The sequence below is a fragment of the Geobacillus sp. C56-T3 genome, from assembly GCF_000092445.1.
GTDB lineage: Bacteria > Bacillota > Bacilli > Bacillales > Anoxybacillaceae > Geobacillus > Geobacillus thermoleovorans.
In genome coordinates, this window is the sequence record NC_014206.1 from 3,213,132 (window position 1) to 3,231,077 (window position 17,946).

General features: G+C 50.4%; 17 protein-coding genes and 1 tRNA gene. 4 read left to right on the forward strand and 14 right to left on the reverse strand.

Going from position 1 to position 17,946, the window contains the following annotated elements; genetic code table 11:
- Positions 1–52 precede the first annotated feature (52 nt).
- The 4 genes from GC56T3_RS15965 to GC56T3_RS15975 all read left to right on the forward strand — a co-directional run bounded on the left by GC56T3_RS15965 (position 53) and on the right by GC56T3_RS15975 (position 4,050).
- A complete protein-coding gene (locus GC56T3_RS15965; protein WP_041468321.1) occupies positions 53–1,303 on the forward strand; it encodes an IS481 family transposase in 1,251 nt (416 codons plus the stop codon).
- Positions 1,296–2,096 carry an ExeA family protein gene (locus tag GC56T3_RS15970; protein ID WP_041468319.1) on the forward strand — a complete coding sequence of 267 codons (801 nt, stop codon included), beginning with the start codon at positions 1,296–1,298 and terminating at the stop codon, positions 2,094–2,096. Before GC56T3_RS15965 ends, GC56T3_RS15970 begins: the two co-directional genes overlap by 8 nt.
- A gap of 229 nt (positions 2,097–2,325) precedes the next feature.
- Positions 2,326–2,754 carry a hypothetical protein gene (locus GC56T3_RS18975; protein ID WP_227456666.1) on the forward strand — a complete coding sequence of 143 codons (429 nt, stop codon included), beginning with the start codon at positions 2,326–2,328 and terminating at the stop codon, positions 2,752–2,754.
- Positions 2,755–2,865: 111 nt separating this feature from the next.
- Positions 2,866–4,050, forward strand: a complete 1,185-nt coding sequence (locus tag GC56T3_RS15975; protein ID WP_013146361.1) for an IS701 family transposase — start codon at positions 2,866–2,868, stop codon at positions 4,048–4,050.
- Positions 4,051–4,506: 456 nt separating this feature from the next.
- Here GC56T3_RS15975 and GC56T3_RS15980 read toward each other — a convergent pair whose 3' ends face one another.
- From GC56T3_RS15980 to GC56T3_RS16050, 14 genes are all read right to left on the reverse strand, one after another.
- Positions 4,507–5,754, reverse strand: coding sequence for an MFS transporter (locus tag GC56T3_RS15980; RefSeq protein WP_013146362.1), 1,248 nt, complete (start codon positions 5,752–5,754; stop codon positions 4,507–4,509).
- A 220-nt stretch (positions 5,755–5,974) separates the two neighbouring features.
- Positions 5,975–6,223, reverse strand: coding sequence for a hypothetical protein (locus GC56T3_RS15985; protein WP_013146363.1), 249 nt, complete (start codon positions 6,221–6,223; stop codon positions 5,975–5,977).
- A 26-nt stretch (positions 6,224–6,249) separates the two neighbouring features.
- A complete protein-coding gene (locus GC56T3_RS15990) occupies positions 6,250–6,873 on the reverse strand; it encodes a dTDP-4-dehydrorhamnose 3,5-epimerase family protein (protein ID WP_013146364.1) in 624 nt (207 codons plus the stop codon).
- Positions 6,874–6,879: 6 nt separating this feature from the next.
- On the reverse strand, positions 6,880–7,527 hold the full coding sequence (locus GC56T3_RS15995; protein ID WP_013146365.1) for a dTDP-4-dehydrorhamnose 3,5-epimerase family protein: 648 nt from the start codon (positions 7,525–7,527) through the stop codon (positions 6,880–6,882).
- A 614-nt stretch (positions 7,528–8,141) separates the two neighbouring features.
- Positions 8,142–9,434 carry a phosphopyruvate hydratase gene (gene eno, locus GC56T3_RS16000; protein ID WP_011232524.1) on the reverse strand — a complete coding sequence of 431 codons (1,293 nt, stop codon included), beginning with the start codon at positions 9,432–9,434 and terminating at the stop codon, positions 8,142–8,144.
- 41 nt (positions 9,435–9,475) lie between these two features.
- A complete protein-coding gene (gene gpmI / locus GC56T3_RS16005) occupies positions 9,476–11,011 on the reverse strand; it encodes a 2,3-bisphosphoglycerate-independent phosphoglycerate mutase (protein WP_013146366.1) in 1,536 nt (511 codons plus the stop codon).
- A complete protein-coding gene (gene tpiA, locus GC56T3_RS16010; protein WP_013146367.1) occupies positions 11,004–11,765 on the reverse strand; it encodes a triose-phosphate isomerase in 762 nt (253 codons plus the stop codon). The genes gpmI and tpiA overlap by 8 nt, the downstream gene beginning before the upstream one ends.
- A 61-nt stretch (positions 11,766–11,826) precedes the next feature.
- The gene (gene pgk / locus GC56T3_RS16015; RefSeq protein WP_013146368.1) at positions 11,827–13,011 is read right to left on the reverse strand and encodes a phosphoglycerate kinase; all 1,185 of its coding nucleotides are present in this window, start codon (positions 13,009–13,011) and stop codon (positions 11,827–11,829) included.
- Positions 13,012–13,133: 122 nt separating this feature from the next.
- The gene (gap, locus tag GC56T3_RS16020) at positions 13,134–14,141 is read right to left on the reverse strand and encodes a type I glyceraldehyde-3-phosphate dehydrogenase (RefSeq protein WP_011232528.1); all 1,008 of its coding nucleotides are present in this window, start codon (positions 14,139–14,141) and stop codon (positions 13,134–13,136) included.
- Positions 14,142–14,183: 42 nt separating this feature from the next.
- Positions 14,184–15,203, reverse strand: a complete 1,020-nt coding sequence (locus GC56T3_RS16025; RefSeq protein ID WP_013146369.1) for a sugar-binding transcriptional regulator — start codon at positions 15,201–15,203, stop codon at positions 14,184–14,186.
- A 122-nt stretch (positions 15,204–15,325) separates the two neighbouring features.
- Positions 15,326–15,571 carry a glutaredoxin family protein gene (locus tag GC56T3_RS16030; protein ID WP_041468558.1) on the reverse strand — a complete coding sequence of 82 codons (246 nt, stop codon included), beginning with the start codon at positions 15,569–15,571 and terminating at the stop codon, positions 15,326–15,328.
- 29 nt (positions 15,572–15,600) lie between these two features.
- Positions 15,601–16,905 (reverse strand): RNA polymerase factor sigma-54, encoded by a 1,305-nt coding sequence (gene rpoN, locus GC56T3_RS16035; RefSeq protein ID WP_013146371.1) that lies wholly within the window; start codon positions 16,903–16,905, stop codon positions 15,601–15,603.
- 526 nt (positions 16,906–17,431) lie between these two features.
- The gene (locus tag GC56T3_RS19755; RefSeq protein ID WP_041468560.1) at positions 17,432–17,596 is read right to left on the reverse strand and encodes a hypothetical protein; all 165 of its coding nucleotides are present in this window, start codon (positions 17,594–17,596) and stop codon (positions 17,432–17,434) included.
- A gap of 240 nt (positions 17,597–17,836) precedes the next feature.
- Positions 17,837–17,908: transfer RNA gene (locus GC56T3_RS16050), tRNA-Arg, on the reverse strand.
- Positions 17,909–17,946 lie beyond the last annotated feature (38 nt).

Consider the following 17,946-nt stretch of genomic DNA (forward strand, 5'->3'; position numbering starts at 1 on the left):
GCAGAGGGACCGGAACGGTCCAACATCACAGGGAGACAGGGAGGAGATCCGGATGGATGAATCGATGAGACACGACATCGCGCTGTTTCGGTACGGGCTGATCGCTCCGTTGGTGAATGGCCAGGTGGAGCCCAAAGTGTATTTGAATGAGGTGGGCGGGCGAGTGCATTCGATTCCTCATCAAGGGGACAAGCCCATTGCGGCGAAGACGATTCTGGATTGGTGCGCCCGATACAAAAAAGGGGGCTTCGACGCCTTGAAGCCGAAGCGCCGTTCGGACCGCGGCCGCTCCAGACGTCTGTCCCCCGATGATGAGGATCATATTCTAGCATTGAGGAAGGAACATCCCACCATGCCCGTGACCCTATTCTACGAACAACTCACCAAGCAGGGGGACATTCCCACCACCCTCTCATACTTTACTATATACCGATTGTTGAAAAAACACAACCTGGTGGGAAAAGAAATCTTGCCGATGCCGGAGCGAAAGCGTTTTGCGTATGACCAGATCAATGAGCTATGGCAAGGGGACTTATCCCATGGACCCACGATTCGCGTCCATGGGAAAGCCCAGAAAACGTTTTTGATCGCGTATATCGATGACTGCTCGCGGTTGGTGCCGTATGCCCAATTTTTCCCTTCGGAGAAATTTGACGGGCTGCGGATCGTCACAAAGGAAGCGGTGCTTCGTTGCGGGAAGCCGAAACGCATTTACTCGGACAACGGGAAAATTTATCGATCCGAGGTGCTGCAGTATGCGTGCGCCGAGATGGGGATTACGCTCATCCACACTCAGCCGTATGACCCGCAAAGCAAAGGGAAAATCGAACGGTTCTTCCGCACCGTACAGACGCGGTTTTATCCGCTGTTAGAGCTGAATCCGCCGAAGTCGCTTGACGAGTTGAACGAGCGTTTTTGGAAGTGGCTTGAAGAAGAGTATCATCGAAAACCGCACGCCTCACTGGACGGAAAAACGCCGCATGAGGTGTTTCAGTCCCAAGTGGAACGAGTGGTGTGGATCGAAGACATCGATTGGCTGGACGCGATTTTTCTGAAACGGGAGCACCGCAAGGTGAAAGCCGATGGCACGATCACCCTGAATAAACAGCTATACGAAGTGCCGCCTCGGTTCATTGGGCAATCGATTGAGCTCCGCTATGACGAACGAGGCGTCTATGTGTACGAAGATGGCAAACGGGTGGCGGAAGCCATTCGGGTGCGTTTGGAGGATAACGCCTATGTGAAGCGCCACCGGTCGCCGTTTGCGGCGGTTTCGGCGAAGGAGGGCGAACAGGATGTATAAAACGTTTTATTCCCTCTCGCGGGAGCCGTTTGCGAAAGAAACAGATCCGTCCGAGGCGTATCAAGGGGCGGCGTTTCAAGAAGCGCTGCGGGCGCTGGAGTACGTGAAACGAACCCGGGGGATCGGGCTGTTGATCGGAGAGCCGGGGGCGGGCAAGACGTTCGCCCTTCGGGCGCTGAAAGAGTCATTGAATCCATCATTGTATCATGTCGTCTACTTTCCGTTATCCACCGGAGGCGTGATGGATTTTTACCGTGGACTGGCCTTGGGATTAGGAGAGGAACCGAAGTACCGCAAGGTAGATCTCTTCCGCCAAATCCAGCAGGCGATCGAGCGATTGCATCATGAACGACGGATCACGCCGGTGTTCATTTTGGACGAGATGCATTTAGCAAAGGATGCCTTTTTACAAGACATCGCCATCTTGTTCAACTTTGAGATGGATTCAACCAACCCATTTGTCTTGATTTTGGCCGGGTTGCCTCATTTACAGGGGAAGCTGCGGCTCAATCAGCACCGCCCTCTCGACCAGCGGATCATCATGCGATACCGGATGGGGCCGCTGGAGAAGGAAGAGGTGGCGGGCTACATCGAGCATCGGATGAAACAGGCCGGGGCCAAGCATCCGATCTTCACCCCATCGGCGTTAGAGGCAATTGCCCTGCAATCACGTGGTTGGCCCCGTGTCATCAACACGTTGGCCACGACGTGCCTGCTGTACGGGCATCAGCTGAAAAAGGACGTCATTGACGAAGAAGTGGTGCGCATGGCTGCAGAGGAAATGGGGCATTAGCACGAAAGGGGCCAAATCGGCCTCTTTTGTGCTTTTTCTTTTTCATCGGTCCATCAGGCGCGCTGGAAATTCTTCATCTGAAAGAGCGTGCAAATGTTCCGAAAGAATGTGCAAAATCCGCAATAATCCGCAAAAATTTTGCACATTATTTCAGAATCCATCTGAAATAATTTGAAAAAGGGATTCTGAAATAATGTGCTAATTTACAATCAATCTTTCGAGTGGTCATGTGGAAAAGAAGTTAAAGTTGCCGCATGTTCCGTCGTCTTATGCGGTACTAAACCAAAAAATTTACATGGCTTCATCTGAAATATTTAGAGAAGGCATGCCTTTTTTTGTTGTGAATGTGTCTAGTGGGAAAGTAGAAAAATTGACATTTACCAGTGGAATGGTCAGTACAATGAAACATTACAAAAATGAAATTTTCATTACTATAAATTCTGGTGGTAAATCCAGTGAGCATAGCAACGTATATAGGATACAAATTCATGATGCGTCCCTTTCCTTTCATCCTGTCATTAAAGATCATATTGAATTGCCACCAAGTGATTTTGTGATTGAAGATAACAAAATGTACTGTGTTTTTACAGGTTTTTCTTACGGGCCAAGGCCAGAATGGGTAAAAAATCCTGAAAGATATACCAATAACTGTAGATGAGCAAATTCACTAACATAAATTGACAACCAAACAAAAAAGGAGACATGAACCGGACTCCTTGGGTAAAATAGATGTGCTCAAAACCCATTCACACAAGGAGGTTCATGTCTCATGAATAGATTAGCACATCACCAAGGAATCCACAAGTTTTTCTTCACGTTGGGGTTGACGCTGCAGCTTTCCAAACCGGTCATCAAGCATCTCATTCATATCGTCGACGCCTTGACCACCAAGGGATTCTCGGGAACATTGACCGATATTCATCACTGGAGCTTTCATCCGAATCATCGAACGACGCTCAGTCACTTTTTCACGAAAAGCCCTTGGAACGAGGAAAGGCTGCTTGGGAAGCTTCAAGAGTGGATCCTCCGCCGAATCGAGCGCCTGGTCGAGCGAAAGAATCAGCCTCTTTTTGTCTCGATTGATGATACGATTTGCCAAAAAACGAAGCCTTCGTCACGGGCAACGCACGCCATTCAAGGGTGCGACTGGCACTACTCGCATAAAGATCATCAATCGGTTTGGGGGCATTCGCTCGTTTGGCTGATGGTGCACACCTTGACACAAGCGTTTCCGTTTGCGTTCCGCCTGTATGACAAGAAAGCGGGAAAAAGCAAGATCGACCTGGCCATCGAGATGCTTTCTTCGCTCAAAGTGAAGCGGGCTCAGCCGGTGTATGTGCTCATGGATTCGTGGTATCCGTCCAAAACGCTCATTGAAGCCTGCTTGAAACAGGGATTCCATGTCATCGCCATGCTCAAGACGAACCGGATTCTCTACCCGAAAGGCATCGCCATCCAAGCCAAGCAGTTCGCCCGCTATGTCGAGTCCGAAGACACCCGCCTCGTCACGGTGGGTCAGGAGCGTTATCGCGTGTATCGCTATGAGGGGGCCATCCATGGCCTCGATGATGCGGTGGTGCTGCTGGCTTGGAAGGCGGATCAGCCGATGGCGCCGGAACATCTCCATGTCGTCTTGAGCACCGATCGGGAGCTGAGCGACGAAGACATCTTGCGTTACTATGCTCAGCGTTGGACGATCGAGTGCTTTTTCCGGCAGGCGAAAGATCAACTGAAGCTTGATGGATACCGCGTTCGCCACATTCGGGCGGTGAAACGGTATTGGGCGGTGGTGCTCTTGGCCTCTGTGTACAGCGCCGAATCCCGACAAAACCTCTCCGCCGGGCTGGAGCTTCTTCGGTCGCGGAAAGACCACAGCGTCGTCGAGTTCATTTATGACGCTGCGAAGCAAGATATTCCCATTGATGTGATCAAAAAACAGCTCCGTATCGCGTAAGGGGTACCCTGTTTGTCTCTCTAACCATGGAAATTATTGTAATGAAAAATGCTCATCTACAGATTAAATAAAAAAATTTTACAGAACTACGACTTTCTTTCCTTAGCGACTTCGTACAAATCCGATAGATCTACTGTTTTTCACCAACTTTCGAATTCTTTTTTTATAATTCCATTCTAAAAAAAAAAAATAAAAAACAACAAAAACTATTCGAAAAAATTCGATAATTTTCTACAAATTATGCCACTTGACTTTGTCCTCATCATGAGACGACATTCACGGTCTGCGCCCTGCAGCACAAGACGATCATTGACGAATGGTTCCATCTTATGGAGATGGAGAGGCGCAGCTTTCCTGAATGCGTCAAGACGTCTTGATCACCGCCAGCCATTCGATTCTCTTTTCGCCTCCGGTCAAAACGACAGGCGCCCCCTCCGTTGGGGACGCCTGTTCCTGTTATTTACAATGCGATTCTTTATTCGCAACAGAATTCGCATTTACAGACCAGTTTGCCTCCTTGAGGCTTGTATTTAAAGCAATAATGGTAGATACAGCAATTATTATGGAGCCGCCAATAAATACGTAATCAGAATTTATTTTGGCAATGAATCCCGCAGTGAACACGCTCACAGGAGCCAAGAGAGTAGATATTAGTCTAGAAGAGCTGATTACCCTCCCTAATTGATTAGACGGAACACTCGATTGAAATAGCAGATAAATGAATCTTGAATTTAGCCCCACACTGAACATGAGGATAAAGACCAAAATACCTGAAGAAAACGAATGATATTGAAAAGGAAAAAGCAGTAATGCTACAGAAGTTGTGAAAGATGACATTAATAATGTTTTACCCGAGTTGAAAATGGCCTGAATCCTTGAGAACAGCGCTCCACTAGCAATCCCCCCCAACGCTGACATCGTCATCACAAGACCAATTTCAGAACTTGTCAGTCCTATTCTTTCTTTCAAATGAAACAAAATCATCAGGACCGCCCCGCTCAGCCCAAAGTTAACAAATAAGTTCCAAACTAATATTGACCTGAACAAGGGGATGCTTAATGTATATTGCAATCCTTGAATGCTTGAAGACCATAGTTGTTTTGGCGAAGAAAGACGATCATTTCGTTCCATTTTTTGATATTGAATTAAAGATAATGTAGCCAACAACATGATAAAATTTACAAAATTTATCCATAATGAGTTAAATAATCCTATGAAAGATATGACCAAACCAGATATAGCTGGGCCTATAGCCTCTGCCGTGGAAATGGCCATTTGCATAACACCGTTCGCTTCCGGCAAATGATTTTTCTCCACCAATTGCGGAATAATAGACATATCCGCAATTCTATATATTGCAATACAAATATCTAAAACAAACGCAACTAAGAAAATAATGATTATATGAAAGAATCCAAACGAAGCAGATATAGGAAGGATGCTTATGAATAAAGCCTGCAGGGTGGATATAAACATCAGCAAACTCTTCCTGTTTACACTATCTACAATCGCTCCTCCAAAGAAACTGACCAAAAATTCGGCAAAAAAACCCAATGCATAGATTGCTCCCATGAGCAAAGAAGAGCCTGTTGCATGCAACACGAGTAAAGGGATGGCTAAATCATAAAGAGTTTCTGCTATTTTATGTATAAAATGACTGGAGGCGACAAACAAGAATGCTTTATTTTTATATAAGTTCTTCATCCGTAGCACCAACCTTCAGTTCGTTCTTCACCAAAAGCTACCTGACTCTGTGTCAAAAATATTCGCACTTATGTCCGCAAGTCAGGAAATCCATAAGTTCGATCCATAAATGTTAGGGTGAGGAGCTCTTTCACGAAAGCTATGCATCAAAATTAGGAAACCCTCTTCACTTATAGAGGGTTTCCTGATTTTTGGTATAATACTTCTCTCCTACTAACTTTTACTCAATTTCAATCTCGAAGTTCTCTTTTAAAGCCTCTAAAACTTCCTCTACAGATCCGGCTGTTGAGATATCGGCACCAATTACTTGAGCGATTTTTCCTAAGAAAGTAGCAGAGGCTGTTTCTAAGTGAGGAGTGATGCAATTAATAAAGGCAATTAAACCTTCACGCTCTAAAGGATCTGTAGTCTGTTTCACTAACTCTTGTAATTCTTCTAGAGAAGAATGTACCTTTTCAATTAAAGCCATTATTACTCACCTCCTTTCAGTAAAAGTTAATTTCGCTTCTTAATTGTAATCCTGCTTCTAGAACCCCCCATATAAAGATCAAAGGATTGTTGGAACTCTTTATTCTGCCTTAGAATTTGTTGTTCTCTCTCGAGAATCACTTTCAGAACCCTATTTGGCAAAGGAAGTTCATTTATTTGTACAACCGGGAAGTCTCCTAATTCAGTATCCATCGGTACAATTAAAGAGTCGTTTCCTATGTTATATTCTATGTTGACATTCGTTGAAAACCAAATTGGTTCTGATCTAATGGTGATGTTTTTCATGTTCGTAAACATTTTAGCGATGCCTCTCTCAATGTAAAGATGTTTTCTAGGATCAGGTTTAAATTTTAATTCTACTTTTTTATGTAAAGTAGGAGATCCTTTCCGGCAATCCACAAATAATCCCATGATTTCCTGCTCAGGGTCTCCAAAGAAAGTAAAGCGATCGATTTGCCCTACCTGTATTGTGAAATGATTTGTAGAATCAACTACAAAATAAATCATATCGCTGATTAATGGACCAGGATTAGCCACAAGTGTAAAACTTTCTTGACCAGTCTGAACATAATAGTTTTTAACCCAAAAAACACCATTTATAAATGTTTTTTCCAAAACCATAGTTTCCATATATTTTCACTCCAGTTCCTGAATTTTTGGCTTTAAATTTACGTACCGTTTCTCTCCATTAATCATAATGGGTATTCTCGTTGGGTAATGTTGTAATTCGGTCATTGTAAAATGCTGGATTTCTAATACAAACTCATATGCCTTTCTTGGTATAGGAAACTCATTTATTGTCACAACAGGGAATTCATCTAATCGCGTATCACGTTGAACATTAATTACATCATTAGCTATGTTGTAATCTTTATTGCCGGCAGACATATACCATATTGGTTCATCCCGAGTTAAAACATTTTCCAGACCGTCAAAAGTATGAGCAATACCCCTGTCAATATATAATTTTTTAGAAGGATCAGGATAAAATTCTAATACTACTTGTTTATGCAGAGTAGGAGATCCTTTTCTACAGTCAACAAAATAACCAGTAATTTTTTGTTTTGAATCCCCAAAAAATGTTAAACGATCCACTTGCCCAACATGGATTCCGTAATGAAGATAATAGAAATTCGGGCTGTGAGTTACAAGATCTGTTATTCCTGGTCCTGAACTAGCAATGACGTGATAAATTCCATCATCTGTAGAAGTGGTATATAAATTCATTTCAAAATGTAGCCCTTCAATTTCAGTCTTCTGAATTATAGGATCATTGGATTTCAAATGCATTAACCTCCTTATCTTATTCTCCAAATAAGTTCATCACCACAGTATACACCTGACAAGCAGGGGAAACCACATCCACTAAAGCTATTGATTCACTAATTTTCTCCTTAATAAGCATGAGTTAAGACATGTTTCTGAAGCAACCAAATGCAAATCTCGGTGAAGAGCCTAGAAGGCCGGTGATTTAAAGAAGAGTGCCTCTCCAACACTGTTATTCAAATTGAGAAACCTTGCAGAACCACTACTTTCTTTCCTTAGCAATTTCGCACAAATCCGATGGATCTATTGTTTTTCACCAACTTTCGAATTCTTTTTTTATAATTCCATTATAAAAAAAAAAAAAAAATAAAAAACAACAAAAACTATTCGAAAAAATTCGATAATTTTCTACAAATTATGCCACTTGACTTTGTCCTCATCATGAGACGACATTCACGGTCTGCGCCCTGCAGCACAAGACGATCATTGACGAATGGTTCCATCTTATGGAGATGGAGAGGCGCAGCTTTCCTGAATGCGTCAAGACGTCTTGATCACCGCCAGCCATTCGATTCTCTTTTCGCCTTCGTCAAAACGACAGGCGCCCCCTCCGTTGGGGACGCCTGTTCCCGTTATTTTTTCAAATTGTAAAACGAGCGGATGCCTTGGTAAATGGCCGTGTGGCCGAGTTCATCTTCAATGCGGAGCAGCTGGTTGTATTTCGCGACGCGGTCGGTGCGCGACGGCGCGCCCGTTTTGATTTGGCCGGCGTTGGTGGCGACGGCGATGTCCGCGATCGTACTGTCTTCCGTTTCACCGGAGCGGTGCGAGACGACGGCGGTGTAGCCGGCGCGTTTCGCCATTTCGATGGCGTCAAACGTTTCGGTGAGCGTGCCGATTTGGTTCACTTTGATCAAAATCGAGTTGCCGACGCCTTTTTCAATGCCTTCGGCCAGTTTTTTCGTGTTTGTGACAAACAAGTCGTCGCCGACAAGCTGCACTTTTTTGCCGAGCCGCTCGGTCAGCAGTTTATGGCCTTCCCAGTCGTTTTCATCGAGCCCATCTTCGATCGAGATGATCGGGTATTTCGATACAAGCTCTTCATACCAAGCGACCATTTCTTCCGACGTTTTCACAACGCCTTCGCCTTCAAGATGATATTTGCCGTCTTCTTTGTTGTACAGCTCGGACGAGGCAACGTCCATGGCGAGCATCACTTGTTCGCCCGGTTTGTAGCCGGCTTTTTCGATCGCTTCGATGATCGTTTGCAGCGCTTCTTCGTTCGATTTCAAGTTCGGGGCGAAGCCGCCTTCATCGCCGACCGCGGTGTTGTAGCCTTTCGCTTTCAGCACCGCTTTTAAGCTGTGGAAAATTTCCGCCCCCATGCGCAGCGCTTCGCGGAAGCTTTCCGCCCCGACCGGCATGATCATAAATTCTTGAATGTCGACGTTGTTGTCCGCATGCGCGCCGCCGTTTAAAATGTTCATCATCGGCACCGGCAGCGTTTTAGCGTTAAAGCCGCCCAAGTATTGGTACAGCGGCAGGCCAAGCTCGTCCGCTGCCGCGCGGGCGACCGCGAGCGAAACGCCTAAAATGGCGTTGGCGCCAAGCTTGCTTTTGTTTTCCGTGCCGTCTAGTTCAATCAACTTCCGGTCGATCGCCACTTGGTCGGCGACCTCGAGGCCGATGATTTCCGGCGCGATGATTTCGTTGACGTTTTCGACCGCTTTTAACACCCCTTTGCCGAGGTAGCGGTTTTTATCGCCGTCGCGCAGTTCGACCGCTTCATATTCCCCGGTCGAGGCGCCGCTCGGCACCAGCGCGCGGCCGAAGCCGCCGTCTTCCGTATACACTTCCACTTCCACCGTCGGATTGCCGCGCGAATCGAGCACTTCGCGAGCGTAGACATCGATAATGGCAGACATGGGAACACACTCCTTTTCGTATCATTTTCTCAAGATCATCGTTATTTGACAATCAACGATTTCCCCGTCATTTCTTTCGGCTGCGGCAGGCCGAGCAAATCGAGCATCGTCGGCGCCAAATCGCCTAAAATGCCGCCGTCTCTCAGCTTGATGCCTTTTTTCGTCACGATGACCGGCACCGGATTCGTCGTATGCGCTGTTTGCGGCTTGCCGTCCGGCGTCAGCACTTCATCGGCGTTGCCGTGGTCGGCGGTGATGATGGCGATGCCGCCTTTGGCCAAAATGGCGTCGACGACTTTGCCGAGGCATTCGTCCACTGCCTCCACCGCCTTGATCGTCGGCTCGAGCTTGCCGGAGTGGCCGACCATGTCCGGGTTGGCGTAGTTCAAAATGATCGCATCGTACTTATCGGCTTCAATTTCCTTGAGCAGCGCATCGGTCACTTCATAGGCGCTCATTTCCGGCTTTAAGTCGTACGTCGCCACTTTCGGCGAGTTGATCAAAATCCGGTCTTCGCCTGGAAATTTCTCTTCGCGGCCGCCGCTCATAAAAAACGTCACGTGCGGATATTTTTCGGTCTCGGCGATGCGCAGTTGGCGCAGTCCGTGCTGCGACAGCACTTCCCCGAGCGTGTTGTCAAGGTTTGTCGGCTTGAACGCCACGTACCCTTTCACCGTTTCGCTGAAATGGGTCAAGCAGACAAAGAACAAATGCTTCGGATGTTTCGGGCCGCGGTCAAACTCGCGGAAATCTTCGTTCGTAAACGTGTTTGAAATTTGAATCGCCCGGTCCGGGCGGAAATTATAGAAGATAATCGCGTCATTGTCTTGAATCGTCGCCACCGGCCGGCCGTCTTCGCGGACGATGACCGACGGCAGGACGAATTCGTCGTAAATGCCATGCTTGTATGAGTCTTCAATGCATTCAAGTGGGTCGCGGTACGTCGGGCCTTCGCCGTATACCATGGCCCGATACGCCTTTTCGACGCGGTCCCACCGCTTGTCGCGGTCCATCGAGTAGTAGCGGCCCGATAATGTGGCGATTTCGCCGACTCCGTATTCCTTGATTTTTTCCTGCAGTTCTTTGATGTATTGCGGAGCCGTTTGCGGGCCGACGTCGCGGCCGTCCAAAAAGCCGTGGATGTACACACGCTTCACGCCTTCTTTCGCCGCTAAGCGCAAGAGGGCGTACAAATGGTGAATATGGCTGTGCACCCCGCCGTCAGAAAGCAAACCGAACAAATGAAGGCTCGTTCCGTGCTGCTTCACATGGTTCATCGCCGCCAAAAACGTTTCATTTCGGTCAAACTCGCCTTCGCGAATGGCAATGTTGACCCGCGTTAAGCTTTGGTACACAATGCGCCCGGCGCCGATGTTGAGATGGCCGACTTCCGAGTTGCCCATCTGCCCTTCCGGAAGCCCGACCGCCTCGCCGCACGCCTTGAGCGTTGTGTGCGGGTATTCGTTCCAATAGCGGTCAAAGTTCGGTTTGTTCGCCTGAGCGACCGCATTGCCGTACGTTTCGTCGCGCAGCGCAAACCCGTCCAAAATGATGAGCGCAACCGGTCGTTTACTCATGGCGCCCCGCCTCCACCAATTGCAAGAATGAAGCCGGCTCGAGGCTCGCCCCGCCGACTAAGGCGCCGTCTATATGTTCTTGCGCCAAGAAGTCGCGGATGTTGTCCGGTTTGACGCTGCCGCCGTATTGGATGCGGATCGCTTCCGCCGCCTCCGGGCCAAACAGGCGCGAAACGACCGAACGGATATGGCCGCACACTTCGTTCGCATCTTCCGCCGTCGACGATTTGCCCGTGCCGATCGCCCAAATCGGCTCGTAAGCGATGACCGCTTGCTTCACTTGATCCGGCGTCAAGCCGGCGAGCGCTTTTTCCACTTGCGAGGCGACAACGGCGTTTGTCTGCCCCGCTTCCCGCTCCTCAAGCGATTCGCCGCAGCAAATAATCGGCGTCAAGCCGCGGGTGAAGGCGGCCAACACTTTTTTGTTCACGGTCTCATCTGTTTCGGCGAACATTTGCCGGCGCTCCGAATGGCCGAGGATGACGTACGTGACGCCGAGATCTTTGAGCATGACCGGGCTCACTTCGCCTGTGTACGCCCCTTGGTCGGCAAAGTGCATCGTTTGCGCCCCGATTTTTAAATCCGTGCCGTCTGCCGCTTGCACCAACCGATCCAAAAAGAGAAACGGCGCGCAAACGACGGAATCCACTTCGTCGGCCGGCGGCACGTGCCCTTTTACGTCCTCGACAAATTGAACAGCTTCCGCCAATGTTTTATGCATTTTCCAGTTGCCTGCAATGATGCGTTTTCTCATCGTTCACCCTTCCTTTCAATGGGCGGCGTCAGCCGCCATGCGCCCAATCCGGCGCCGTGGGTCATTTGTCTTCGAGCGCGACGACACCCGGCAGCTGTTTTCCTTCCATAAACTCGAGCGAAGCGCCGCCGCCGGTGGAGATATGATCCATTTTGTCGGCCAAGCCGAATTTCTCAACCGCCGCCGCCGAATCCCCGCCGCCGATGACCGAATAAGTATCGGGCGCTTCCGCCAGTGCTTCAGCGATCGCTCTTGTCCCATGGGCGAACGCCTCCATTTCAAAGACGCCCATCGGGCCGTTCCAGACAACGAGCTTCGATTGACGAATGACATCGCGGTACAATTCGCGCGTTTTCGGGCCGATGTCAAGCGCCTCCCAATCGCTCGGAATGGCGTCGATGGCGACGACTTTCGTGTTGGCGTCGTTCGCAAACCGGTCGGCGACGACCACGTCCACCGGCATATAAAAACGGACGCCTTTTTCTTTCGCCTTTTTCATAAACGATTTGGCGAGTTCGATTTTGTCCTCCTCAAGCAGCGACTTGCCGACGTCATGGCCGAGCGCTTTGACGAACGTATACGCCAGTCCGCCGCCGATGATCAAGTTGTCGACTTTTTCAAGCAAATTGTCGATGACGCCGATTTTGTCTTTCACTTTCGCGCCGCCGATGATCGCCGTAAACGGGCGGTCCGGATTCGAGAGCGCTTTGCCGAGCACTTCGAGTTCTTTTTCCATCAAAAACCCGGCCACCGCAGGCAAGTAATGGGCGATGCCTTCCGTCGACGCATGAGCGCGGTGGGCGGCGCCGAACGCATCGTTGACATACAGATCCGCGAGCTCCGCAAACGCTTTGGCCAGCTCTGGATCGTTTTTCTCTTCGCCAGGGTAAAAACGGACGTTCTCAAGCAAGAGCACGTCGCCTTCGTTCAAACGGTCGACCGCCGCTTTCACCTCATCGCCGACCGCTTCATTCGTTTTGGCGACCGGCCGTTCAAGCAGCTCGCCGAGCCGCTTCGCAACGGCATCCAAACGCAATTCTTCGACCACTTTTCCTTTCGGGCGGCCGAGGTGGCTCGCCAAAATGACTTTCGCCCCGTGCTCGATCAAATAGCGGATCGTCGGGAGTGCGGCGCGAATGCGCGTGTCATCGGTGATGGCGCCTTGCTCCATCGGAACGTTGAAATCGACGCGGCAAAAGACGCGCTTTCCCCTCACCTCAACGTCGCGGATCGTCTTCTTGTTCATCGTTCGTGCCCCCTTTTGGCTGCAGTTTGGACAAAGGAAAAGGAGTGGGGATCATTTCCCCGCTCCCCTCCATTTCCCTATTATAGACTTGAACGGATGGAAAACTCAACGCCAAGCTGGTTTTACAGCCCTTTCGAGGCGATGTAGGCGGCCAAGTCGACGACGCGGTGCGAATAGCCCGTTTCGTTGTCATACCACGAAACGACTTTCACCATTTTGCCTTCAATGACCATTGTCGACAGCGCGTCGATCGTCGACGAAGCGGTGCTGCCGTTGTAGTCGCGCGACACGAGCGGTTCTTCGCTGTAGGCCAAAATGCCTTTCAGCTCGCCTTCCGCTGCTGCTTTCAACGCGGCATTCACTTCTTCGACCGTCACTTCTTTTTCCAATTCCGCCACCAAGTCGACAACTGATACGTTCGGCGTCGGCACACGCATTGCCATGCCGTTCAATTTGCCTTTCAATTCCGGCAAGACAAGCGCAACAGCTTTCGCCGCCCCGGTCGTCGTCGGAATGATCGATTCCGCGGCCGCGCGAGCCCGGCGCAAATCTTTATGCGGCAAGTCCAAAATTTGTTGGTCGTTCGTGTACGAGTGAACGGTCGTCATCATGCCGCGGACGATGCCGAATTTTTCATGCAGCACTTTGGCAAACGGCGCCAAGCAGTTCGTCGTGCACGAAGCGTTCGAGATGACATGATGGGCTTTCGGATCGTATTTGTCTTGGTTGACGCCCATGACGATCGTAATATCCTCGTCTTTCGCCGGTGCGGAAATGATCACTTTTTTCGCACCCGCTTCCAAATGTTTGGCGGCGTCTTCGCGTTTCGTGAAGCGGCCGGTCGACTCAACGACGATGTCAACGCCGATCTCGCCCCACGCCAAGTTCGCCGGATCGCGTTCCGCCTTGACGATGATTTCTTTGCCGTTGACGACCAAGTTGTTGCCGTTCACCGACACTTCGGCATCCAGACGGCCATGGACGGAGTCGTACTTCAACAAATGAGCAAGCGTGTTCGCATCCGTTAAATCGTTCACCGCCACCACTTCAATGTCCGGGTTTTTCAATGCCGCGCGGAAGACGTTGCGTCCGATGCGGCCAAATCCGTTGATTCCCACTTTGACTGCCATCTTATTTTCCTCCTTGCGATTGGATTGTATCAGCAAGGGAGATTACTCCCCTACGAACGCTTTGGCGGCTCCTTCGTCCGTCACCAATAGCGAGTGCGGCGCCCGTTTCATGTACGCGCGAATGGCTTTCGCCTTCGACGCCCCTCCGGCGACGGCGATGACATGCTCGACATGCGGGAGGTGTTCAAGTTGAATGCCGACCGTTTTCACTTTATGGACGACGTCGCCGTACTCGTTGAAATAGTAGCCGAACGCCTCGGCGACCGCATGGCGGGCGATGATTTTCTCCATCTCCACAGGCGGCGTCTTCCGCCGCTTGGCCATCGTCACCGCTTCTCCGATGCCATGGACGACCATGCGGCATGATTGGATGAGCTCAAGCACTTCTTTCACCGCCGGCTCTTCGACAAGCGACGCGTACGCTTCATCGCTCAGCTGGTCAGGCACGTGCAGCAACCGATAGCGGCCCATCGCTTTTTCCGCCATTTTCGCACAAATCGTGTTCGCCTGATTCTCGACATCTTCGCCAAGGCCGCCGCGCGCCGGCACGAACAACACATCGCGAAGCTTCGAATCCGGCGTCATCATCTCCGCGACCGCCGCCATCGTCGTTCCGCCGGCCACGGCGACGATGTCCCCGGGCTCAAGCAGCTCCTTCATGCAGGCGACACACGCTCTACCCATTTCTTTTTTTACCCAAGGGGAACGGTCGCTATCCCCGGCAACGACAATCACGCGCGGAATGCCGAGCTGCTCCTGCAGCGCGGCTTCCAGCTCTTTGAGCCCGAGCGCTTCCCGCATCAAATCATTGAGCGTATGAAGGAGCGCCTGGCCTTCCTCCGTCAACCGCATGCCCGACACATCGGCGGAAAGCAAGTTTTGTCCTTTCAAAAATTCTGTTTCCGACCGGAGAACCCGCTCGCTCATGCCGAGGCTCGCCGCCAGCGCCCGCCGCCCGATCGGCGCCATAAGCGAAATGGAGTGCAAAATTTGATATCGTTTTTGCATAACGTCAAGCAAGTCGGGCGATAATTTTTTTAATGCCTCTAATAACGGTTGCATCGATCCTTCTCCTCAGCGGAACATAGGGACGTGTTTTGTCCCGGTATGACATATTATGTCCCGCAAATCGATAAAAAATCCCTCCCGCGTCAATTTCATTATAGCAGGAGGAAACAGACGGTTCAACTTTTTCGCGCCTGCCGCAACCGCTTTCTTATCGTTTCTTTTTCAATCATCCCGTATCCGATTTCTTCGCCGTCCAGCTCGACGACCGGAATCATCAATTGGTATTTCTCAAGAAGCGCATCGTCTTGGTAAATGTCGATTTCCTCCATCGTAAACGGATCATCCGCCTGCAGTTCTGCCAAAACCGCTTTTGCCTTGTCGCAAAGCGGGCAGTTTGTTTTCGTGTACAACCGAATGTGCATCGCGTTCTCCCTTTCCTTCACCGTCCGCATCAAGCTCCGGTATATTGCTTTCGCTTTGCCGAAGACGGGATGCGCAGCTGCTCGCGGTATTTGGCGACCGTGCGGCGCGAAATGGCGATGCCGTATCGATCGCGAAGCAAATCAGCAAGCTGTTGGTCAGACAGCGGCGCCCGCCGATCTTCCTCGGAAATAAGGGCCTCCATGATCGCTTTCACGCGGGCGGACGATGCCGCTTCATCTCCTGCGGCCGTCGCGGCGTTCGAAAAGAAGCGGCGCAGCTCCACGGTGCCAAACGGCGTTTGCACATATTTATGCCGGACCGCGCGGCTCACCGTCGATTCATGAACGCCGAGCTCCTCGGCCACCTCGCGCATCGTCATCGGCTTGAGCGCCGAAAGCCCAAACTCCAAACACGAGCGCTGGCGGTCGATGATGACAGCCATTAAATGCAGAAGCGTCTGTTTTCGCTGCTCTAGGCTTTTTGCGAGCCATGTAAACTGCCGATATTTTTCTTTGATAAACTGTTCGGCATGCCGGTCGCCGGATGCGGCGATGCGCCGCTCGTAATCCCGATTCCATCCGAGCTCCGGATGGATGTCATCATTATAGGCGGCCATCCAGTCTCCATCCGCCCCGCGGGTGACGATGACATCCGGCACGACCAAAGGCGGCGTTTCGCTCGAATAGTGAATGCCCGGCCGCGGCTCGAGTGTGCGAATGAGCTCGAAGACGCGCTGCAGTTCGCCAAGGCTGACGCCAAGCTGCTTGGCCAGCGTTTTCCACGACTTTTCCGCAAAAGGAACAAAATGATAACGGACGATCGTTTCCGCCAGCTCGTCGCGCTCAGGAAGACGTTCAAGCTGCAGCAAGAGGCATTCCGCCAAATCGCGGGCGCCGACTCCCGGCGGGTCGAGCGACTGCACAAGGCGCAGCCCCCGTTCCATCTCTTGTTCCGATGCGGAAAACCGCGCCGCCAGCTCGGCAAGCGGCACGCGCAAATAGCCATCCTCATCGAGCGAGGCAATGAGATAACGGACGATGCGCTCTTCCCGATCTCCGAGCTTCAACGCAGGCAGCTGAGAAAGCAAATGGCCAACAAGCGTCTCTGCGCGGGCGCCAATGTTCTCGAGCCATTGCTTTTGATCTCTTTCTGTCCGGCTTGTCCGTTGCCGCACCCGGGTGCGGCGAATTTCCAAAAACGGGTTTTCCAGCGACTGTTCATATAAAAACGCTTCCAAATCCGCTGCGGAATATTGCAGCAGTTCAATCGCCTGCACCAGTTCCTTTGTCAGCGACAACTGCAGCCGCTGCTCTTGCCATAACTCCGCCCTCATCGTCACGCCTCCCTTTCTTTTATTGTACACGACGGGAGCGGGAGGGGGTAGGAGAAATTTTTGACGGCGGAAAGCGGCCTTGGCGACCGCCCGAACCGGCGCCTGTTCAGACGAAAAAACCCAATGCCCCGCCCGAGCCCTTGATTTGGGAACCCTCTCGAGGAAAGCGGCGCGTCCGCTGCCGATCTAAAAGAAAAACAGCCGCCTAGGCGGCTGTTTTGCCTCGGCAGGATTATAACCATATACCAAGTATATGTTTTTTTAACCTAAGGGTCTTTATTCCTTCCCATTTCCTCCTCACCGCCCCGCGCACTCGTTTATACGTATCGCGCCGGATCCCATGATCTCCATCCAGTCGCCCCAGGTCATTCCGTCCTTTTTCTTCATGTGGTTTAGCTTTTGTTATCGTTCAATACCTCGTGCAACTTCTACACGTGTATCACCTCACCTAAATAAAAAACGCCGCCCAATCGGGTGACGCAACGGAAGGAGGATTCGGTTTGCACCTTTCACTTATTAGTGGCATTTACACGACAAAAAACAAAAAACTGTAGTCTGGATGAAGAAAGAGCGCTTCCAGATACTCCGTGGCGCCATACGCTTTGTCTGCGGACAAGGTCCGAATCGTGATCGACGGTTGGCGAAACCGAATCAAAGCCAGCTGCTCCAAACTCGTTTCCCGTTCCGCCATATTGTCACTACTCTGCAAACGTACTCGCATATTTTAGATGAGATGGAACAAAAAGAATCCCGGCAGGTCGATCTCGCGATGGCGGAACTGGATCGTACCAAATAGCCGTGCAAAATTCGTACAAAATTTTTTCGGATTCTATCGTTTTTTTCGGGATTCCCAAAAAATGAAAAACGACCGCAAACGCGGTCGTATCAAGGGATTTGGAAATCTCAATCCGAACTTGTCGGATCGTTGGAACGCCCTCGGCAGGATTCGAACCCACGCTAAGAGAACCGGAATCTCTCGTGCTATCCACTACACTACGAGGGCATGGAAGTTCATGATTTCTCTATTTCGTTCCGTCGCAT